Source organism: Amycolatopsis sp. GM8 (assembly GCF_021653975.1).
In the GTDB taxonomy this organism is placed as follows: Bacteria; Actinomycetota; Actinomycetes; order Mycobacteriales; family Pseudonocardiaceae; genus Amycolatopsis_E.
Genome location: NZ_JAJKFK010000014.1, coordinates 11,670 through 30,659 on the forward strand (window position 1 = coordinate 11,670; position 18,990 = coordinate 30,659).

Below are 18,990 nucleotides of genomic sequence, written 5' to 3' on the forward strand. Positions count from 1 at the left end.
CGCATCATCACCAAAAGCCATCTGGGGGCAGCGTGAACAGGCAGGAACGACAACGCCGCCCCGGCGTGTGGGCCGGGGCGGCGAGGGGCGTGCGGGCAGCGGCGTCAGGACTGCGCCGGCACCGGATCCGGCAGTGGTGCGCAGATCGCGTCCGGGCCGTTGCCCGGTTTGCGCGCGGGCAGCTTGCCCGTCGCCAGGTAGTCCGCCACCTGGTCGTCCACGCAGGCGTCACCGGACAGCGAATCGGCATGTGTTGTGCCGCCGGGCTCGGCGATCAGGCTCGAAGCCGGGTACAGCGTGCGCACCTGCAGGCTGCCCCCGAACGGCGTCGCCGCGTCGAGTTCCTCGTCGATCAGCAGCGCGCCGGCGACCTTCCGGCCGTCGATCGTGACCGGCTTGCCCGCCTTCGCCGGCCAGGACAGGCATGGCGTGTTGTACCAGGCGTTGCTCCAGGTCTCGAACGGCGCGCGGTGGTACACGGCCCAGTTGTCGATCCGCCACTTGGTCCAGTTCGCCGGCCACTGGGTATCGGTGCACTGCACGGCGTTGTAGACGGCGAAATTGTTGTCGTCGCCAGGGCTGTCGGCATCGTCGTAGAGCGCCTTGAGCGGCTTCCAGTCGCCGCCGTGCACCCAGCCGCTGAACGCCTTGGCCATGTCTTCCCACCCGAACCGGTAGTACCCGGCCTGCAGGAAGATGTCGTTCCACTCGTCCGGCCCGATCACGCCACCGGCCGGCGCGTGCGCGAGCTCCTTCTGCTCCGTGTACCAGAGATCCTCGACCGCGTCGCCCGAGCTGCCGAGGTGGTACACGCTGTCGTACTTCGCGACCCAGTCGAAATAGATCTTGATGTTCCGGTCGAAGGCGAGGTCTTGGTCCAGGTTCGCCTTGTACCAGACCTTGCGCGGGTCGACGTTGCTGTCGAGCACCATCCGGCGCACCCGCTGCGGGTACAGCGTCGAGTAGACCTGCCCGAGGTAAGTGCCGTAAGAGAAGCCGTAATAGTTGATCTGCTGCTGGCCCAGCGCCTTGCGCAGCGACTCCATGTCCTGCGCGGAGTCGGTGGTCTTCATGTGCTCCAGCAGCGGCCCGTTCTTCGCGCAGGCGGTGGCATAGGACTTCGAACGCGCGAGCCAGGTCTGCTCCAGCCGCGGCGTGTCCGGCACGTAGGCAGGCCGGTTGTAGCCGAAGTAGCCCGGATCGCACGACAGCGCGGGCTTGCTCGAGCCGACGCCGCGCGGGTCGAAGCCGATCCAGTCGTAGGACTCACCGGCGTGCTTCGGCACCGCCTTGCCCAGTACGGAAAGACCGAGGCCCGAACCGCCGGGGCCGCCCGGGTTCACCAGCATCACGCCCTGCGACCGGGTGGTGGTGTGCCGGACCCGGGAAACGGCCAGGGAGATCTTGGCGCCACCGGGATTTCCGTAGTCCAGCGGGACTTCGAGGAAACCGCACTCGGCGCCGGCCTTCCGCAGGTTCGGCGAATTGCAGGAGCCCCACGCGATCGGCGCCGGGGTGAACTCGGGCGCGGCCACCGCTACGGGCGCCGCCGCCACGGTCCCGGCGAGCAGGCCGGCCACCGCGATCGCGGAGAAGACTTTCTTCACATTGGTCCTTTTCATCGGCATTTCCGCTGCACTGTTGCGTTACAACTTCTCCGATGTCGCGACGTTTCGCCACCCGACTTCTGTCGGTACTCACCGCTAGTCTGCGCAGGTGGACAAAGTGGACACTCTGGTGACGGCGGTCCGGACCGAACTGGCCGCCGCGGCGAATCCGGTGAAGGCGCCCGAAATGCAGCGCTACATGAAATCCGCGATGCCGTTCCACGGCGTGCCGAAACCCGAGCGGCAGACCATCACGCGGCGTTTGTTCGCCGAACATCCGTTACCGGATCGGGCGTCCCTCGTCGCCGCGGCCGGGAAACTGTGGCGCGAGGCGGAATTCCGGGAAGAGCGCTATGTCGCGATCGACCTGACCGGTCACCGTGCCCATGCACGCTGGCAGGACAGCAGCCTGCTGCCGCTCTACGAAGAGATGGTCGTGACGGGTGCGTGGTGGGACTACGTCGACGAGATCGCGTCGCGCCGGGTGGGACCGATCCTGCGCGCCGAGCCCGCGGTCGTGGGCCCACTGATGCGGAAATGGGCGGTCGACGCGGACCACTGGCGGCGGCGGACGGCGATCATCTGCCAGCTCGCCGCGAAGGACGAGATCGACCTGGAACTCCTGACGTTCGCGATCGAAGCGAGCATCGGGGAGAGCGACTTCTTCCTCCGCAAGGGCATCGGCTGGGCGCTGCGGCAGCACGCGCGCCAGGATCCCGAGTGGGTCAAGCGATTCGTGGACGCGCATGCCGGGCTCTCGCCGCTCTCCGTGCGGGAGGCGCTCAAGCACGTGCCGCACTGACCACTCCTGACAGGAAGGATCATTCGAAAGGCTTTGGTCACAGCGGGAAGCCCGCGCGGCCGGTGACCGGCTCCGGACCGCCGCCCGGAGCCGGTCACGGCGGTCAGAACACCGCGAGCGGGTTGACCGGGACGCCGGTCGCCCCGCACACGGGGATCGCGGCGAGCACGAACAGGAAGGTGTGCCTGCCGAGTTCCGTGCTCGCGGCCACCAGCGGATCGGTGTCCGGGCCGTCGATCAGCGGCATGCCGAGCCGGGGCAGCGCGATGCCGTGCATCGGCATCGGGCCGGCACCCGGCAGCGGCGGCGGGTCGCCGACATCGCCCGCGTACAGGGACACCTCGCGGTCGGCCAGCCACCGCACCGCGTCCGGCGTCATCACCGGCGGCGGTTCGTCCGGGATCCCGGTGACCGGGCGGCCGCCGCGCACGACCAGCGCGTCGCCGGACTCCACGAGCACGCCCGCGTGCCGTTCCGCCTCGTCCAGGTCCCCGCCGGTGACCCAATGGCCGGGATCGATCCTGCCGCCGGGCGCGAGGTCCAGTAGCACGCCACGCGTGGTGATCCCGCCGGCGAACGCGGTCGTCGACCCGTGCACCACCCCACCGCGCACGACGGCCTCGGCGATCGGCACACCGGGGTAGACCTGCCCGTCAACCGGCACGTGCACCAGGGCGTCGATGTGCGTCAGTGACGCGTGGTGGGTGTTGATCACGAGCAGGTCGGTGAGGCTGCGCGCGGGTGAACCGGTGAAGTTCATCGCCTGCAGCACGGCGCCCGGCGACGGGCTGGCGCCGAACGGAATCGGGCCGCCCAGCGGCGCCGGTGTCACCGGCCTGGCCAGCGACACCACCCGGCCGTCCCGCGCCTCCGCGACACCGCGCGCCCGCGCTTTCGCGGTGATGAAGTTCAGTGTGCCGAGTTCATCCCTCGGCCCCCAGCGACCCCAGTTGGAAGGCAGGTCGAGTTCCATGTGTCCTCCTCGCATCGGCTTCACGCGGCCGAACGGGCGCGCGCCACCTCGTCACGGATACGGTCGAGATCGGCCCTGTCGTGATACCGGCCGGCGCGGCACACACCGGCGATCGCCCGCAGGCTGCGGACATCCCGGAGCGGATCGGCGTCCAGCAGCACGAGATCGGCGGCCTTGCCCTCCTCGACGCTGCCGATCCGGTCGGCCAGCCCGAGGAACTCGGCACCGTCCACAGTGGTCATCTGGAGCACCCGCAGCGGACTCAGGCCGGCGCGGGCCAGCTCGTCGAACTCCTCGTGCAGCGAGATGCCGGGCACCTCCCAGACTGCGCCGCACGCGTCGCTGCCGGCCAGCATCGGCACACCGGCCTCGTCGAACACCTTCACCAGCCGCAGCTGGATCTCGTAGTTGCGCCGGTACACCTCGCGGGCCGCGGGTGACCTGCGCGCGAACGCATCCGCCACCTGCTGCCAGGTGTTCAGCGTTTCCGTTGCCATGTAACGGAGATCGGGATTGTCGCGGTAGCCGGGCTGGTCTGCGTACTGCGTCGTCCGCGAGCGCACCAGCGTCGGGCAGTGCCACGTGCCGTGGGTCGCGAACAGCTCGGCCAGCTCACGGGCCTTCGCCTCGTCGAACGTCTCGCCCGCCCGGCGCAGCACGTCGACATCGACGTCGCTGCGGCTCAGCAGCGGGTTGACGACCATCGCGCGCAGGCCGGCGGCCATGCGCTCGTCCAGCTGGGGCACCGGGGCGGCCCGCTCGGCTGCCAGGTGCCGGTCGAGCGTGGCGCGGATGCCGTCCTCGTCGGCACAGCACGCGGCGAGCACGCCGACGCCGGGACCCAGGTGTTCGATGCAGCGCATACCGTTCCGGGACGCCTCCCGCACGTCGGCGCCGGTCGGCAGGTGACCGAGGATCGGGATGCCGAGCCGGTTCGCCTCGGCCTGCGCCGCCGCGAACACGGCCGGGGTCGTTTCGCCGACCTTGATGAAGTCGGCGCCCTGCTCGAACTGCTTCCGCACGGTTGCCACGACGGTCGCCTCGTCCCGCGCGTTGACCGGCGTCAGCAGCGGCATGCCGGGGATGACCAGCGGGGCAGGCGCGTCCGCCGGCACCGGCAGCGTGCCGCTTCGCCGCTGTGCCAGCAGTTCCGGCGTGCCGCCCATCTGCCGGAACCCGGTGATGCCGCTGGCCAGCATCAGCGCCAGCCTGCCGGAGGCGTCGCCGTCACCGAGCGGGTGCGCGTGCATGTCCAGATAACCGGGGACGACGTACCGGCCGCCGCCGTCGATCACGGTGCCGTCCAGGTCGCCGCCGGTGGCTGTGATCGTGGCGATGGTGCCGCCGTCGATGCGCACGTCCATGCCGGACCGCAGCGTCCCGTCGTGCGTGTCGACGACGGTCACGTCCCGCAGGACGGTGTTCTCGTGGGTCATGGTGTCCCCTCTCAGAAGCGGTCGAGGTCGCGGGCGAAGTGGATGTCGCCGTCGAAGTGCGAGGCGACGAGCTGTCTCGCGGCGGCCAGGTCGGCGTCGTCGACGCCGACGTGCGTCAGCACGATGGCGCGCACGCCCGCCCGGGCGGCCAGCGTGCCGGCTTCGGAGGGAGACAGGTGCTCGCGCTCGAAGTGCTGCTTCACGAACTCGGCGACGGCGGGTCCCTTGTCGCGCAACGCGGGCGGGACGCGGTTCGGGTCGTTGATCTCGCTGATCAGCAGGTCGGCGTCCTGCGCCAGCTGTGCCACGTTCAGGCTGGGGCCGGTGTCCCCGGTGTAGACGATCGCGCGGCCGGGCGTGCCGAACCGGAACGACAGCGACTGGAAACGCGCGTTGTCGTCGCTGTCCGGCGGGAAGCTGTAGTGCGTGTTCACGGCTGCCCGCACGTGGATCTCGTCGAGGTCGAACTCGTCCCCCTCGGTGACCTCGACGGCGGTGACGGCGGGGATCGGGCTGACCCGCGGGTTGGTGGCGTGGCCGAGATCGGCCAGGTAGCGCAGTGCCGCGGTGAGGTGGCCGACCAGTTCGGCGGTGCCGGGCGGCCCGTAGATGGTCAGCGGTCCGCCGACGCGCGGCTGCAACCGCCTGCCGAGCAGCGCGAACAGCCCACCCGTGTGGTCTATGTGCAGGTGGCTGAGCACGACGGCCCGCACGTCGGCCAGCCGCGCGCCCGCCCTGGCGATCTGGTCGACGGCACTGTCGCCGGCGTCCACGAGCACCGCCCAGCCCGGCCGGTGCAGCAGGTTCGCCGGTTGCGCCCGGGTGCCGTGTGCGTTCGGGCCCGCGGCCGTGCCGAGGGTGGTCCAGGTCAGCGCGGTCACGACGCGCTCCCGAACAGCTTCGGGTGCAGCCCCGGCCCGAACACCGTGACCACGACGACGATCAGTGCCGCCACGATCCAGTCGGCGGCGCCGACGCCCATCGCACTGAGCACCTCGGTGACGACGAACGCACCCACGATCAGGCCGCCCTTGGCGATCAGCAGCCACCCCGTGTGCAGCGACGGACCCGCCAAGCGGCCCATCCGGCGGGCGACGGCCTGCACGACGGCGAGCACGGTCCGCACCGCGAGCACCGTGATGACCAGGCGCAGCAGCGTCTCCCACGGCGGCTCGCCGGAATGCCACGCCCACAGCACGCCGATCAGCACGCCCGCGACCAGGTACCACACGCGCAACGGGACCCTGCTCAGCCGTGATCCCGCGGCGGCCGGCCGATGGGTTTCCAGTGGGGACATCGGATCCTTCCCGTTCTAAACGGACTTAGTATGTCCACTTACGGCGGCGACTCTAGCACGAATCGGACTCGATGTGTCCACTTGTCTTGGGCCGACTTATGCTCGGGGCATGACAGTCCCGTCGGAGCCCGTGCCGCTGCGCGCGGACGCCCAGCGCAACCGCGAGCGCATCCTCGCCGCGGCGGCCGAGGTGTTCGCCACCCGAGGCCTGGAGGCCACACTGCACGACGTCGCCGCGCATGCCGGTGTCGGTGTCGGCACGGTCTACCGCCGTTTCCCGGACAAGAAGGCGCTCGTCGAGGCACTGTTCGACACGGCGCTCGGGGAACTCCTCACCATCGCCGAACGCGCCGCCGCCGTCGACGATCCGTGGGAAGCGCTCACCCAGCTGCTGCGCGACCTCACCCTCCGGGCCGCCGCGGACAGCGGGTTGCGCCAGGTGCTCGGCAACCAGGCCGTCGGCAGGGACACGTTCGCCGCGACACGGCAACGCCTCGCCCTGGTCGCCGCGCGGCTGCTGCGCCGCGCCCAGGAACAGGGCACGGTCCGCGCCGACCTGGAGTATGTCGACCTGGCCATGCTGTGGCGCATGCTCACCACAGTCGCCGAGGAGACCCAACCCGTCCGCCCCGACGCCTGGCAGCGCTACCTGGAGATCACCCTCGACGGCCTGCGCGCCCGGCCCGATCAGCAGCCATTGTCCGTGCCACCGTTGTCGGTCGTCGAAATGGCCGGCGTCCGTACCCCACAGCCCCGCACCGACGGGAGGACCAGGAGCCGCTGATGCAGCCAGCAGCTCATACCCAGCCCGGAATCCAGCTCCTGTAGCGCTGGATTCCGGTGGGGCGTCAGCCTCTCAGGGCCGCGCCGAACCGGGAGGCCGCTTCGGCGACCGCCGCGTCGCGGGCCTTGGTCGCCTCTTCGACGGTCAGCGTCCGGTCCGGGGCGCGGAACCGCAGCTTGTACGCCACGGACCGCTTGCCCTCGCCGACCTGGCCACCGCTGTAGAGGTCGAACAGCCGGACGTCCTCCAGCAGTTCGCCACCGCCGGCGGTGACGGCCTCGGCCAGGTCGGCTGCCGGGACCTTGGCGTCCACGACGAGCGCGATGTCCAGCAGCACCGGCGGGTAGGGCGAAACGGACGGCGCGGGGCGGTCCAGCGGCAGCGGGATCGCGTCCAGATCGAGCTCCATCGCCACGGTCCGCTTGGGCAGCCCGAGCGCCTCCACGACCTTCGGGTGCAGCTCGCCCGCGTGCCCCACCGGCCAGTCACCGACGAGCAGTTCGGCGCAGCGGCCCGGATGCCACGGCGCGAGGTCGGACGCGCGGATCCGCAGTTCGATCCCGGACGCCGCCGCGACGGTGCGCGCGGCCTGGACCGCGTCGGCCCAGTCCGCCTGCTCGCCCTCACCCCACCAGCCGGACCGGACGCGCTGACCGGCCAGGACCACGGCCACATGCAGCGGTTGCGCCGGGACGGCGGCCTCCAGCAAGGCCAGCTCTTCGTCGCTGGGCCGGTGATCGACCGCGAGGTCCGGCACCGGCAGCGGGCTCGCGCTGGGCAGCACGACCTGTCCGATGTGGAACAGCGCGAGATCCCGCAGCCCCCGGGAAACGTTGCGCTGCACCGTTTCCAGCAGGCCCGGCAGCAACGAGCTGGCCATCTGGTCCTTGTCGGCCTCGAGCGGGTTGCGCACCTTCACCGTGTGCCGGCGCACGTCGTCCTCGGCGAGGCCGAACGCGTCCCAGGTCGCGGCGGACATGAACGGGAACGGCAGCACCTCGACATAGCCGGCTTCGGCCAGCGCGCGCGCGACGGTACGGCGGCGGCGCTGTGTCTCGGTGAGCCCCGCGCCGGGCGGCGCCGGCGGCAGGGTCGACGGGATGCTGTCGTAGCCCTCGAGCCGCAGCACCTCCTCCACGAGATCGGCCGGCTGAAGCAGATCGCCGCGCCACGTCGGCGGCACGGCGGTGACCAGCGCGGCCCCCTCGTCGGAGGTGCCGACCTGGACCTTGCAGCCGATCTGGCCGAGACGGCGGACGGTCACCCCGCGCTCGTAGCGGATGCCCGCGATCCGGTCGGGCAGGTCGATCGGCATGGTCACCGGCGCCATCGGCTCGACGTGGCCGACGTCGGTGCGGCCCGGCTGGATGCTGCCCTCGCCGTAGCGGCGCAGCAGGCGGGCGGCGAGTTCGACGGCCGCGGCGCACAGCCCCGGGTCGGTGAACCGCTCGAACCGCTTGGCCGCCTCGGAGAACAGCTTGTGCCGGCGGGCGGTGCGGCTGATCGACGCCGGGTCCCAGTGCGCGGCTTCGAGCAGCACGTCGGTGCTCTCCGGGCTGATCTCGGTGCTCGCCCCACCCATGGTGCCGGCCAGCGAGATCACCCCGCTGTCGTCGGCGATCACCATGTCGTCCGGGTCGAGCGTGCGCTCGACGTCGTCGAGGGTGGTCAGCCGCTCGCCGGGCTCGGCCCGGCGGACGACCAGATCGCCCTTCACCGACGAGGTGTCGAAGGCGTGCAGCGGGTGGCCGAGCTCGAGCATCACGTAGTTGGTCACGTCCACGGCCAGCGAGATGGACCGGATGCCGGCCAGCAGCAGCCGGCGGCGCATCCACCACGGGGTGGGTGCGGTGGCGTCGAGCCCGGTGATCCGGCGGAGCACGAACCGGCTACAGCCGGTCTCGTCCTCGATCCGCACCGGCCAGGCCTCGCCTTCGGGCTCGGGCAGGCCGAGCGCGGCCGGGTCGCCGAACGGGACGTCGAGCGCGCACGCCAGCTCGCGAGCGAGGCCGCGGACCGACAGCGCGTAGCCGCGGTCCGGGGTGGGCACGAGGTCGAGCACCGTGTCGCCGAGCCCGAGCACCTCGCGCGCGTCGTCCCCGGGCGACGCCGTGGACGAGGGCAGCACCAGGATCCCGGTGTGGTCCTCGCCGAGGCCGAGCTCGCGGGCGGAGCAGATCATGCCGTCGCTGACGCGGCCGTAGGTCTTGCGCTGCGCGATGGCGAACCCACCAGGCAGCACACTGCCGGGCAGCGCCACCACCACGAGGTCGCCCTCGACGAAGTTGGTCGCGCCGCAGACGATGCCGCGGGTGTGGATGCCGTGCGGGCCCTGCTCGTCCTCATCGGAGTCGGAGTCGGAGTCGTCCGGCTCTTCACCGGTCTCGACCCGGCAGTAGCGGATCGGCTTCTTGAACTCGGTCAGCTCCTCGATCTCGGCGACGCGACCGATCACGACCGGCCCGGTCACGTCGTCGAGCGAGTGCACGTCGTCGACCTCGATCCCGATCCGGACGAAGGCGTCGGCCAGCTCCTGCGGCCCGACTTCGCCGGCGTCGAGATGCTCGATGAGCCAGCTCACGGGGACTCGCACTATGCCTCCGTTCCGAAGGGAAGGGTGAAGCGGACATCGCCTTCGACCATGTCGCGCATGTCGGGGATGCCGTTGCGGAACTGCAGGGTGCGCTCCAGGCCCATGCCGAACGCGAAACCCGAATACACCTCCGCGTCGACGCCGCAGGCGCGCAGCACGTTGGGGTTGACCATGCCGCAGCCGCCCCACTCGACCCAGCCGGGGCCGCCCTTCTTCTCCTCGAACCACACATCGACCTCGGCCGAGGGCTCGGTGAACGGGAAGAAGTGCGGGCGCAGGCGAGTCTTGGACGCGCTGCCGAACATGGCGCGCGCGAACGCGTCGAGCGTGCCCTTGAGGTGGGCCATCGTGATGCCCTTGTCCACCGCGAGGCCCTCGACCTGGGAGAACACGGGGGTGTGGGTGGAGTCCAGCTCGTCCGTGCGGTAGGTGCGGCCGGGGCACACGACGTACACCGGCAGGTCGCGGTGCAACAGCGCGCGGGCCTGCACCGGTGAGGTGTGCGTGCGCAGCACGAGGCCGGAACCCGGCTCGCCGACGTAGAACGTGTCCTGCATCTGGCGGGCGGGATGGTCCTTGCCGAAGTTCAGCGCGTCGAAGTTGAACCACTCGGCCTCGAGCTCGGGGCCTTCGGCGACCTCCCAGCCCATCCCGACGAACACGTCCGCGACGCGCTCGCTGACGGTCGTGACCGGATGGCGCGCGCCGCGGGGGACGCGGTCCCACGGCAGCGTCACGTCGACGGCTTCATCGCGCAGCACACGCTCGTCACGCTCGATCTGCAGCGCCGCGCGGCGGGCGTCGAAGGCACCCTGGATCGCCTGGCGGGCCTCGTTGACCCGCTTGCCCGCCTCGGCCTTCTCGGCCTTCGCCAGCGCGCCGATGGCGCGGCGGGCGAGCAGCAGCGGCGAGTGGTCGCCGAGGTGCGCGGGCTTGACGGCCGCCAGCGCGTCGAGGTCGGCCGCCTTGGCGAACTCGGTCCCGGCGTGCTCGATCGCGGCCTGCAGGGTCTCCGGCTTCAGCTCGTCGGCCGGCTGCGGTTCCTGCTTGTCGTTGGCTCCGGACATAACTCCTCAGCGTCCGCTGGACGGTTGGCGGCTCGGCGCGAGCACACGTAAGCGATTACCGGCAGATTCTAGGCGACCGGGGTTCGGTCACGACCGGTCACCCTCCGCTCGACCTGCGCTCCGCGGCCGCGAGAGCCATCGCGCTGCCGTACAGGCAGACGGCGGCCGCGGTGGCCAGGTTGAGGCTCTCGGCGTGGCCGTAGATCGGGATGCGGACACCCTCGTCGACGGCCTCGAGAACTTGCGCGGGCAAGCCGTGCGCCTCGTTGCCGAACACCCAGGCCGTGGGTGTGCCGAGTGCCAGCGAGTCCAGCTCGGTCTTCGCGTAGCCGTCGGCACCCAGCAGGCGCAGCCCGGCGGCGCGGCACAGGTCGAGCGCGGCGGGCACATCGCGGACCCGCGTCAGCGGGACGTGGAACAGGCTGCCGGCGGAGGCGCGCACGCACTTGCCGTTGTGCGGGTCGACACTGTCACCCGCGAGGAGCACGGCGTCGGCCCCGGCCGCGTCGGCGACGCGGATGACCGTGCCCGCGTTGCCGGGATCGGCCACGTCCACGAGGACGGCGACCAGCCGGGCGGCGGGTGGGAGCACGGTGTCGAGCGGGCGGTCCAGCAGCTCGCAGACCGCGACAATGCCTTGCGGCGTAACGGTTTCCGAGAGTGCCGCCGCGGCGCGGTCGGTAACCGGCGAGACCCGGGCGCCGGCCGAGCGGGCGGCGGCGACCAGGTCCGGATGCGCCTCCGCGGCGCGAGCCGTCACGAACAGCTCGTGCACGAAGCCCCGCTCGCGGGCGAGGGCGGCGCCGACGGCGTTCGCGCCCTCGGCGAGGAACCGGCCCGCCTCCTCCCGCTCCGACCGCCGCGTCAGGCGGCGGGCAGCAACGACCCGGGGGGACCGCTGGGTGAACGGTTCCGCCCCGGGCCGGGTGGGATTCGTGCTCAGGCCGACTTCTTCTCCGTGTCGGGCCCGGTCGTCACGTTCTGCTTGGCGACCTCGGCGAGCGCCGCGAACGCGGCGGCGTCGTTGACGGCCAGGTCGGCCAGCACCTTGCGGTCGACCTCGACCCCGGCGGCCTTGAGGCCCTGGATGAACCGGTTGTAGGTCACGCCGTTCTGCCGGGCGGCCGCGTTGATCCGGGTGATCCACAGCTGGCGGAAGTCACCCTTGCGGGCACGGCGGTCCCGGTAGGCGTAGTTGAGCGAGTGGAGCGTCTGCTCCTTGGCCTTGCGGTACAACCGCGAACGCTGACCGCGGTAGCCGCTGGCCAGTTCGAGGGTTGCGCGACGCTTCTTCTGGGCGTTCACCGCCCGCTTGACGCGTGCCACGGGTCCATCCTGTCGATCTCGGGGGGCGCGGGAGCCCCGGGTTTACAGCAAAAAGTCCGGGAAAAGCCGGAAAGAGCGTCAGCGACCGAGGAGCCGCTTGACCCGGCCCACGTCGTTCTTGGCGATCTCGGTCGTGCCCTCCAGGCGGCGGGTGACCTTGCTGGCCTTCTTCTCCATCAGGTGCCGGCGGCCGGCCTTCTGACGGCGAAGCTTGCCGGTGCCGGTCACGCGGACCCGCTTCGAGGTCCCGCTGTGGGTCTTCATCTTGGGCATTCGTTGCTCTCCTTCAAAGTGCAGCACACCGGTCGCCCGGTGTGCTGCGGACTGCGTCTCCGGCTTGGGGACCGGCAGGGCCGTCAGGACTCGACCGGTTCCTTGACCGCCTTGGCCTTGGCCTTCGCGTTCTTGTGCGGCGCCAGCACCATGATCATGTTCCGGCCGTCCTGCTTCGGCGACGATTCGACGTAGCCGAGCTCCTGGACGTCGTCGGCGAGCTTCTGCAGCAGCCGGAAGCCGAGCTCCGGCCGGGACTGCTCGCGCCCGCGGAACATGATGGTGACCTTCACCTTGTTCCCGGCGGAGAGGAAGCGGGACACGTGCCCCTTCTTCGTCTCGTAGTCGTGCTGGTCGATCTTCGGACGCAGCTTCTGTTCCTTGATGACGGTCAGCTGCTGGTTCCGGCGTGACTCGCGGGCCTTCTGCGCGCTCTCGTACTTGAACTTGCCGTAGTCCATGAGCCTGCAGACCGGCGGGTGCGCCTGCGCCGCGACCTCGACGAGGTCGAGATCCGCCTCCTGGGCGAGCCTGAGCGCATCCTCGATCCGGACGATACCGACCTGCTCACCGTTGGGTCCGACGAGCCGGACCTCGGGAACGCGGATGCGGTCGTTGATACGTGTCTCGGAGCTGATGTGGCCTCCTTGGTCCGAGGAAATTGTCTAGCCTGCTCGACCTGGTGCCCACATACCACGGGCCCCGTCACCAGCCACTTCTTCGCCGGTAATGCGGGGCCCTGTTCCGATCGCGTCCGCGGACGCTTCGCCACCACTGGGTGGCGAGACCGGACCCGGCCGCCTGTAGTCGGCAACACGGGTGGGAGCGGGGCTCCACTTGCGGCCCCCGATCGCTCGGAGGCTGGTCGCACGTGGAAGGGTAGCAGACGTGTCTTACAACGCTTCGGACCAGCCCGGCAATTCCCAGGGTGTGCGCGAACTGGAGGACATCCCGAGCGTCGAGGTGATCAGCCGCGCGGCCGTGATGCTGATGTCGGCGGCCGCCGAACGGCTCGGGCTGGCCGACGAGGACCCGGACACGAGCCCCCACCGTGACCTCGACGAAGCGCGGCGGCTGATCACCGCCCTCGCCGGGCTGATCACCGCCTCCGCCGAGTACCTGGGCATGCATGCCGCCCCGCTGCGCGACGGCCTGCAGTCGCTGCAGAAGGCGTTCCGCGAGGCGTCCGCGATGCCCGACGCGCCGGGACAGGGGCCGGGTGAGAAGTACACCGGCCCCGTGGCCTGACGGTCGTCAGTCCAGGACGGCCAGGGCGTCGATCTCGACGAGCAGCCCCGCGGGGAGGCCGACGTAGACCGTGGTGCGGGCCGCGTAGGGCTCCTTCACCAGCTGGTTGTAGATCTCGTTGAACTCCGCGAAGTGCGCGGTGTCGGTCAGGTAGACCCGCACCATCACGACGTCGTCGAAGCTCGAACCCGCCGCCTCCAGCACGGCCTCGACGTTCGCGAACGCCTGCCGGGCCTGCTCGCCGATCGTGCTGCCGGCGACCTCACCCGTCTTCGGGTCGATCGCGACCTGCCCGGCCACCTGCAGGATGTTCCCCTTGCGCGACCCCGGGGAGTACGCCGCCGCGGGTTTCGGCGCGTTCTCGGTGCTGATCGCGACCTTCGCCATCGGTTCTCCTTCTCTCATCGTCCCGTCCATCCACTGTGGATGGACGCGTTCTCGGCCGCCGCCGTCAGTTGTGGCAGCAGGGCCAGCAGGCCTTCGTAGTCGAGCAGCACTTTCGGCACCGACAGCGATACCGCGGCGAGTACCGCTCCCCCAGGCCCGCGGACGGGCGCGGCGATGCAGTGGATGAAGTCCTCGTGCTCGGCGTTGTCGACGGCATACCCCTGTTTCGCGACCCGCTCGAGCTCCGCGAGATAGGCCGGGGCGTCGGTGATCGTATTCTCCGTCAGCGCCGGATAATCGATCGCGTTCGCGACCTCGGCGCGGCGGTCCGGGTCGAGCGCGGACACCAGCACCTTGCCCACGGCGGTGCAGTGCACCGGCGCGCGCTTGCCGATCCGCGAGTACATCCGGACGCTGTGCCGGCCCTCGTACTTGTCGACGTAGACGACCTCGCCGTCCTCGTAGGTGGCCAGGTGCACGGTGTGGCCGGTCTGCGCGTTCAGGGCCGCCAGCGCGGGTGACGCGCTGCGGCGGACATCGGAGTTCTCGAGCGCGCGGTTGGCCAGGTCGAACAGCGCGCTGCCGAGCCGGTAGTGCCGCGGCCCCTCGCGCCGGACGAAGTGGTGCGTTTCGAGGGTGCGCAGGAGCCGCAGCACGGTCGACTTGTGCACGCCGAGTTCCCCGGCCAGCGCGTCGAGCGTGTCGGCACCTTCGGCGAGCGCGTCGAGCACGCTCAGCCCACGATCAAGACTCTGGCTCACCACGACTCCCATTGACCTGTCCGACTCGCGATGCTACATCTACGGAACTCAACATGTGCAATCGACGTTGCACACTACGCAACGGAGTGCTGATGAAGACCTCCGACCGCTCGGTAAACCCGGGCGCGCTGGCGGCCCTGCGCGACGAGCCGCTCGACTGGCGGTTCAAGGCGATCCCGTCGTCGCTGTGGGGCGTTTCCCTTGCGGACGCGGCAAAACAGCGGCTCAGCCTGTTCGAGGACGGGTTCCTCCCGCCCGTCGTGACGCTCGACGCGGACGCGCTGGAGCACAACCTAGCCACGATGGCGGCCTGGTGCGCGGAGCACGGCGTCCGGCTCGCCCCGCACGGCAAGACGACCATGGCGCCACAGCTGTTCGCGCGGCAGATCGAGCACGGCGCGTGGGGCTTCACCGCGGCGAACGCGAGCCAGCTGCGGATTTACCGGGCCTTCGGCCTCTCCCGGGTGCTGCTGGCGAACCAGCTCGTGGACGCCGCCGCACTGCGGTGGGTCGCGGCGGAACTGGAGCGGGATCCGGAGTTCGAGTTCAGCGCGTGGGCCGACTCGGTCCGCTCGGTGGAGTTGATGACCGAAGCCCTGCCCGCGACCGGCCGGCAGGTCGACGTGCTCGTCGAACTGGGCGCGGACGGCGGGCGCACCGGCGCGCGCGATGAGGCGACCGCGCTCGCGGTCGCCGAGGCCGTGCGGGCGAGCCCGGCACTGCGCCTGGTGGGCGTCGCCGGGTACGAGGGCGCGCTGGCACACGACAGTTCCGAGCATTCACGGGAGATCGTCGCCGGATACCTGCGCCGGATGCGGACGCTGACGATCACGTTGGCACAGCGGGGATTCCTGAGTGGACAGATCATCGTCACCGCCGGTGGAAGCGCTTTCTTCGACCAGGTCGCCGCCGAGCTGACCGGCTGGCCCGACGAGCTGGACGTCGTGACGGTGTTGCGCAGCGGCGCATACGTGACCCACGACGACGGCTTCTACCGCGGGATTTCCCCGCTGCGCGACCGGTTCCGCCCGGCGTTGCGCGCGTGGGCGCAGGTGACCTCGAAGCCCGCCGGCGACCTGGCGCTGCTGACGATCGGCAAGCGCGACGCGTCGTTCGACGAGGGGTTGCCGGAACCGCTGCTGTTCCGCAGCGACGGCGTCACCCGGCGGCTCGACGGTCACGAGGTGACCGCGATGAACGACCAGCACTCGTTCCTCGCCCTGCCGCCCGGTTCGCCGCTGCGGGTGGGCGACTGGGTGGGGCTCGGGCTGTCGCATCCGTGCACGGTGTTCGACAAGTGGCAGCTGATCCCGGTCGTCGACGGGGACGTCGTCGTCGACTTCATCCGCACCTACTTCTAGGGGTCCATAATGGACACTGTGATTCGCGGGGCGCGGGTCGCCGACGGCACGGGCGCCCCGCTGGCCCACGCGGACGTCGGCCTCCGTGACGGCCGCATCACCGAGATCGGCGAATCCCTCACGGGCCGCCACGTGATCGACGCCGGCGATCTCGTGCTGGCGCCCGGGTTCATCGACATGCACTCGCATTCGGACCTGCAGATCCTGGCGCGGCCCGATCATCTCGCGAAGGTGTCCCAGGGCGTCACGACGGAGGTGCTCGGCCAGGACGGGCTGTCCTACGCGCCGGTCGACGACACGACCCTCGCGGCGTTGCGCGATCAGCTCGCGGGCTGGAACGACGATCCGGAGGGCTTCGCGTGGACCTGGCGATCGGTCGGCGAGTACCTCGACCGGCTCGACGAGGGCATCGCCGTCAACGCCGCTTACCTTGTCCCGCAAGGAACCGTGCGGATGCTCGCGGTCGGGCTCGACGACCGGCCGGCGACGGAGTCCGAAATGGACCGGATGCGCGAGCTGGTGGCGAGCGGGCTGCACGAGGGCGCGGTCGGCCTGTCCTCGGGCCTGACCTACACGCCCGGGATGTACGCGAGCACCGATGAACTGGTCGCGTTGTGCGAGGTCGTCGGCGAACTCGGCGGCTACTACAGCCCGCATCACCGCAGCTACGGCAAGGGCGCCCTCGAAGCGTTCGCGGAGATGGTGGCGGTCTCGAAGCGCGCGAACTGCCCGCTGCACCTCGCGCACGCGACGATGAACTTCTCGGTGAACAAAGGGAAAGCGCCCGACCTGCTGCGCCTGCTCGACGAGGCCCTCGACGACGGCGCCGACATCACGCTCGACACCTATCCGTACCTGCCGGGCGCCACCTATCTTTCGGCGTTGCTGCCCAGCTGGTCCGCGGAGGGCGGCCTCGACGCGACCCTCCGACGCCTGTCCGATGTGGACACCCGCGAGCGGATCCGGGCGGACATCGAGGAGACCGGTTCCGACGGGGCGCACGGCGTGCCGATCGACTGGGAGTCCATCGAGATCAACGGCGTCCGCAAGGCGGAGAACGCGCATCTCGTCGGGCACAGCGTCGCCGAATCCGCCCGCCGCGCCGGGATTCCCGCCGCACAGCTGTACTTCGACGTGCTCAGCTCCGAACGGCTCGGCACGTCCTGCCTGATGCACGTCGGGCACGAGGAGAATGTCCAGACCATCATGCGGCACCGGGCGCACACCGGCGGCAGCGACGGACTACTCGTCGGCGACCGGCCACATCCCCGCTCCTGGGGGACATTCCCGCGCTACCTGGCGCGGTACGTGCGCGAACTGGGTGTGCTCGACCTGCCCGAGTGCGTCGCGCACCTGACCGGACGGCCCGCGCGGCGGCTGCGGCTCGACGATCGCGGCCTGGTCAAAGAGGGCTACGCCGCCGATCTGGTGCTGTTCGACCCGGACACCGTGCGGGACACCGCCACCTTCGACGACCCGAGGCAACAGGCCGAGGGCATCCCCTACGTCTTCGTGAACGGCATCGCCGCGCTCGACGACGGGTCCCCGACCGGCGCGCTCGCCGGGCACTCTCTCCGACGGAGGTCCGCTTGATCCACTGGTTGCAGCACACGACGGGCGGGCTGCTCGTGCTCGCCGCGGCGTCCATCGCCGTCCTGCTGGCGATGATCATCAGGCTGAAGATCGAACCGTTCATCGCGCTGATCGTGGTCGGGCTGCTCACCGCGCTGGCCGCGGGCCTGCCCGTCGGCACGATCGTCGGCACCGCCCAGAAAACCTCGGATTCGTTGCTGGAAAAGGGCTTCGGCAGCATCCTCGGGCACATCACGGCGATCATCGGGCTCGGCACGCTGCTCGGTTCGATCCTCGAACGCTCGGGCGGCGCGCGCGTACTGACCGGCGCGCTGTTGAAAGCGTTCGGGGAGAAACGCGCGCCGCTCGCGATGGGCCTGGCCGGGCTGATCTTCGGTATCCCGGTGTTCTTCGACATCGGCATCTTCGTGCTCGCGCCGCTGGTGTACGTCGCGGCGCGGCAAGGAAAACGGTCGATCCTGTTGTACTGCCTGCCGCTGATCGCGGGCCTGTCGATGACGCACGCGTTCATCCCGCCGCACCCCGGCCCGGTCGCGGCGGCCGGACTGTTGCATGTGGACCTCGGCTGGATCATCCTGATGGGCGCGGTCTGCGGTATCCCGGCGTGGTTCATCAGCGGTGTGCTGTTCCCGACCTGGATCGGCAAGCGGATGAACATCCCGGTGCCGCAGGAGATGATCGTCGCCGACGAGGACGAGGACGGCAACGCGCCGCCGCTCCGGCTGGTCACCGGGATCATCGCGATCCCGCTGGTGCTGATCCTGCTCGGCACGTTCGGCAGCATCTGGTTACCGAAGAACTCCGCCCTCGCCGGGATCGCCGCGTTCGTCGGCACACCCGCGGTGGCGCTGACGATCGCCGTGCTGTTGGCGTCCTGGCTGCTCGGCTACCGCCGCGGGATGAGCGGGACCGAACTGTCGGAGCTGGCCGCGAAATCCCTGCGGCCGGTCGCGATGATCCTGCTCGTCGTCGGCGCCGGCTCGTTCTTCGGCGCGGTCCTGTCGGCGACCGGAATCGGCCAGGCGGTCGCCGGCTCGCTACATAACGCCGGCCTGCCGGTGATCCTCGCCGCGTACGTGATCAGCTGCGGCCTGCGGATCGCGCAGGGCTCGGCGACCGTCGCGATCGTGACCACGAGCGGGATCATCGGCCCGACGGTCACCGAACTGGGATACTCGCAGGTGCAGCTCGCGCTGCTGGTGGTCGCGATCTCGGCCGGGTCGATCGTCGCCTCGCACGTCAACGACGGCGGGTTCTGGATCGTCTCGCGCTACTTCGGGCTGACGGTGGGCGAAACGCTCAGGACCTGGACCGTGCTGGAAACCATCCTGTCCGTCTCCGGTTTCGCCGTCGCCGCCATCCTGATGGCCGTCGTCTAGAAGGCGACCGTAGGACTCGCCGTCCTGAACGTCGGACTCGCGCTCTGGAGTGTCGGACTCGCTGGGGGTTCCGCGAGTCCGACACTCGCGACGGTGAGTCCGA

Annotated in this window: 19 protein-coding genes; 6 read left to right on the forward strand and 13 right to left on the reverse strand. The window is 70.5% G+C overall.

All coding sequences use genetic code 11. The features are described 5' to 3' along the window. Window positions 1-104: 104 nt before the first annotated feature. The gene (locus LOZ83_RS38450; protein WP_255826967.1) at window positions 105-1,622 is read right to left on the reverse strand and encodes an alpha/beta fold hydrolase; all 1,518 of its coding nucleotides are present in this window, start codon (window positions 1,620-1,622) and stop codon (window positions 105-107) included. A 94-nt stretch (window positions 1,623-1,716) separates the two neighbouring features. Between LOZ83_RS38450 and LOZ83_RS38455 the strand changes: the two genes are divergently transcribed. Continuing rightward, window positions 1,717-2,409, forward strand: a complete 693-nt coding sequence (locus LOZ83_RS38455; RefSeq protein WP_236796858.1) for a DNA alkylation repair protein — start codon at window positions 1,717-1,719, stop codon at window positions 2,407-2,409. A 103-nt stretch (window positions 2,410-2,512) separates the two neighbouring features. On the opposite strand, the gene LOZ83_RS38460 is transcribed toward LOZ83_RS38455, so the two are convergent. From LOZ83_RS38460 to LOZ83_RS38475, 4 genes are read right to left on the reverse strand one after another with little or no spacing between them, the layout of a single operon-like run. Then, window positions 2,513-3,382 carry a cyclase family protein gene (locus tag LOZ83_RS38460; RefSeq protein ID WP_236796859.1) on the reverse strand — a complete coding sequence of 290 codons (870 nt, stop codon included), beginning with the start codon at window positions 3,380-3,382 and terminating at the stop codon, window positions 2,513-2,515. Between the two features lie 20 nt (window positions 3,383-3,402). Next, on the reverse strand, window positions 3,403-4,818 hold the full coding sequence (locus tag LOZ83_RS38465) for an amidohydrolase family protein (RefSeq protein ID WP_236796860.1): 1,416 nt from the start codon (window positions 4,816-4,818) through the stop codon (window positions 3,403-3,405). Between the two features lie 11 nt (window positions 4,819-4,829). After that, the gene (locus LOZ83_RS38470; RefSeq protein ID WP_236796861.1) at window positions 4,830-5,699 is read right to left on the reverse strand and encodes an MBL fold metallo-hydrolase; all 870 of its coding nucleotides are present in this window, start codon (window positions 5,697-5,699) and stop codon (window positions 4,830-4,832) included. Beyond that, entirely contained in the window at window positions 5,696-6,115 is a 420-nt protein-coding gene (locus LOZ83_RS38475) for a hypothetical protein (protein ID WP_236796862.1), read from the reverse strand. Before LOZ83_RS38475 ends, LOZ83_RS38470 begins: the two co-directional genes overlap by 4 nt. Window positions 6,116-6,224: 109 nt before the next feature. Between LOZ83_RS38475 and LOZ83_RS38480 the strand changes: the two genes are divergently transcribed. Continuing rightward, complete coding sequence (locus LOZ83_RS38480; protein ID WP_236796863.1) at window positions 6,225-6,899, forward strand: TetR/AcrR family transcriptional regulator; 675 nt, start codon at window positions 6,225-6,227, stop codon at window positions 6,897-6,899. Window positions 6,900-6,963: 64 nt separating this feature from the next. On the opposite strand, the gene pheT is transcribed toward LOZ83_RS38480, so the two are convergent. The 6 genes from pheT to infC all read right to left on the reverse strand — a co-directional run bounded on the left by pheT (window position 6,964) and on the right by infC (window position 12,820). Further along, a complete protein-coding gene (gene pheT / locus LOZ83_RS38485) occupies window positions 6,964-9,492 on the reverse strand; it encodes a phenylalanine--tRNA ligase subunit beta (RefSeq protein WP_236796864.1) in 2,529 nt (842 codons plus the stop codon). Then, window positions 9,492-10,559 carry a phenylalanine--tRNA ligase subunit alpha gene (gene pheS / locus LOZ83_RS38490; protein WP_236796865.1) on the reverse strand — a complete coding sequence of 356 codons (1,068 nt, stop codon included), beginning with the start codon at window positions 10,557-10,559 and terminating at the stop codon, window positions 9,492-9,494. Before pheS ends, pheT begins: the two co-directional genes overlap by 1 nt. A gap of 97 nt (window positions 10,560-10,656) precedes the next feature. After that, window positions 10,657-11,502 (reverse strand): RNA methyltransferase, encoded by an 846-nt coding sequence (locus LOZ83_RS38495; RefSeq protein WP_255826989.1) that lies wholly within the window; start codon window positions 11,500-11,502, stop codon window positions 10,657-10,659. Beyond that, on the reverse strand, window positions 11,499-11,885 hold the full coding sequence (rplT, locus tag LOZ83_RS38500) for a 50S ribosomal protein L20 (protein WP_236796867.1): 387 nt from the start codon (window positions 11,883-11,885) through the stop codon (window positions 11,499-11,501). The genes LOZ83_RS38495 and rplT overlap by 4 nt, the downstream gene beginning before the upstream one ends. Before the next feature lie 78 nt (window positions 11,886-11,963). Further along, on the reverse strand, window positions 11,964-12,158 hold the full coding sequence (gene rpmI, locus LOZ83_RS38505) for a 50S ribosomal protein L35 (RefSeq protein WP_154759515.1): 195 nt from the start codon (window positions 12,156-12,158) through the stop codon (window positions 11,964-11,966). 83 nt (window positions 12,159-12,241) lie between these two features. Then, the gene (gene infC / locus LOZ83_RS38510) at window positions 12,242-12,820 is read right to left on the reverse strand and encodes a translation initiation factor IF-3 (protein WP_236796973.1); all 579 of its coding nucleotides are present in this window, start codon (window positions 12,818-12,820) and stop codon (window positions 12,242-12,244) included. Between the two features lie 226 nt (window positions 12,821-13,046). Between infC and LOZ83_RS38515 the strand changes: the two genes are divergently transcribed. Further along, on the forward strand, window positions 13,047-13,406 hold the full coding sequence (locus LOZ83_RS38515; protein WP_236796868.1) for a DUF1844 domain-containing protein: 360 nt from the start codon (window positions 13,047-13,049) through the stop codon (window positions 13,404-13,406). A 6-nt stretch (window positions 13,407-13,412) separates the two neighbouring features. Here LOZ83_RS38515 and LOZ83_RS38520 read toward each other — a convergent pair whose 3' ends face one another. Together LOZ83_RS38520 and LOZ83_RS38525 are read right to left on the reverse strand one after the other, a co-directional pair. After that, complete coding sequence (locus LOZ83_RS38520; RefSeq protein WP_236796869.1) at window positions 13,413-13,793, reverse strand: RidA family protein; 381 nt, start codon at window positions 13,791-13,793, stop codon at window positions 13,413-13,415. A 14-nt stretch (window positions 13,794-13,807) separates the two neighbouring features. After that, window positions 13,808-14,554: an IclR family transcriptional regulator gene (locus tag LOZ83_RS38525; RefSeq protein ID WP_236796870.1), complete on the reverse strand. Its 747-nt coding sequence runs from the start codon at window positions 14,552-14,554 to the stop codon at window positions 13,808-13,810. A 92-nt stretch (window positions 14,555-14,646) separates the two neighbouring features. Here LOZ83_RS38525 and LOZ83_RS38530 point away from each other — a divergent pair, with 92 nt between their 5' ends. The 3 genes from LOZ83_RS38530 to LOZ83_RS38540 are packed head-to-tail and all read left to right on the forward strand — an operon-like array spanning window position 14,647 to window position 18,887. Continuing rightward, complete coding sequence (locus LOZ83_RS38530; protein ID WP_236796871.1) at window positions 14,647-15,915, forward strand: amino acid deaminase; 1,269 nt, start codon at window positions 14,647-14,649, stop codon at window positions 15,913-15,915. Between the two features lie 9 nt (window positions 15,916-15,924). Further along, the gene (locus LOZ83_RS38535; RefSeq protein WP_236796872.1) at window positions 15,925-17,508 is read left to right on the forward strand and encodes an amidohydrolase family protein; all 1,584 of its coding nucleotides are present in this window, start codon (window positions 15,925-15,927) and stop codon (window positions 17,506-17,508) included. Further along, window positions 17,505-18,887 carry a GntP family permease gene (locus LOZ83_RS38540; RefSeq protein ID WP_236796873.1) on the forward strand — a complete coding sequence of 461 codons (1,383 nt, stop codon included), beginning with the start codon at window positions 17,505-17,507 and terminating at the stop codon, window positions 18,885-18,887. The genes LOZ83_RS38535 and LOZ83_RS38540 overlap by 4 nt, the downstream gene beginning before the upstream one ends. The last annotated feature ends 103 nt before the right edge of the window (window positions 18,888-18,990 follow it).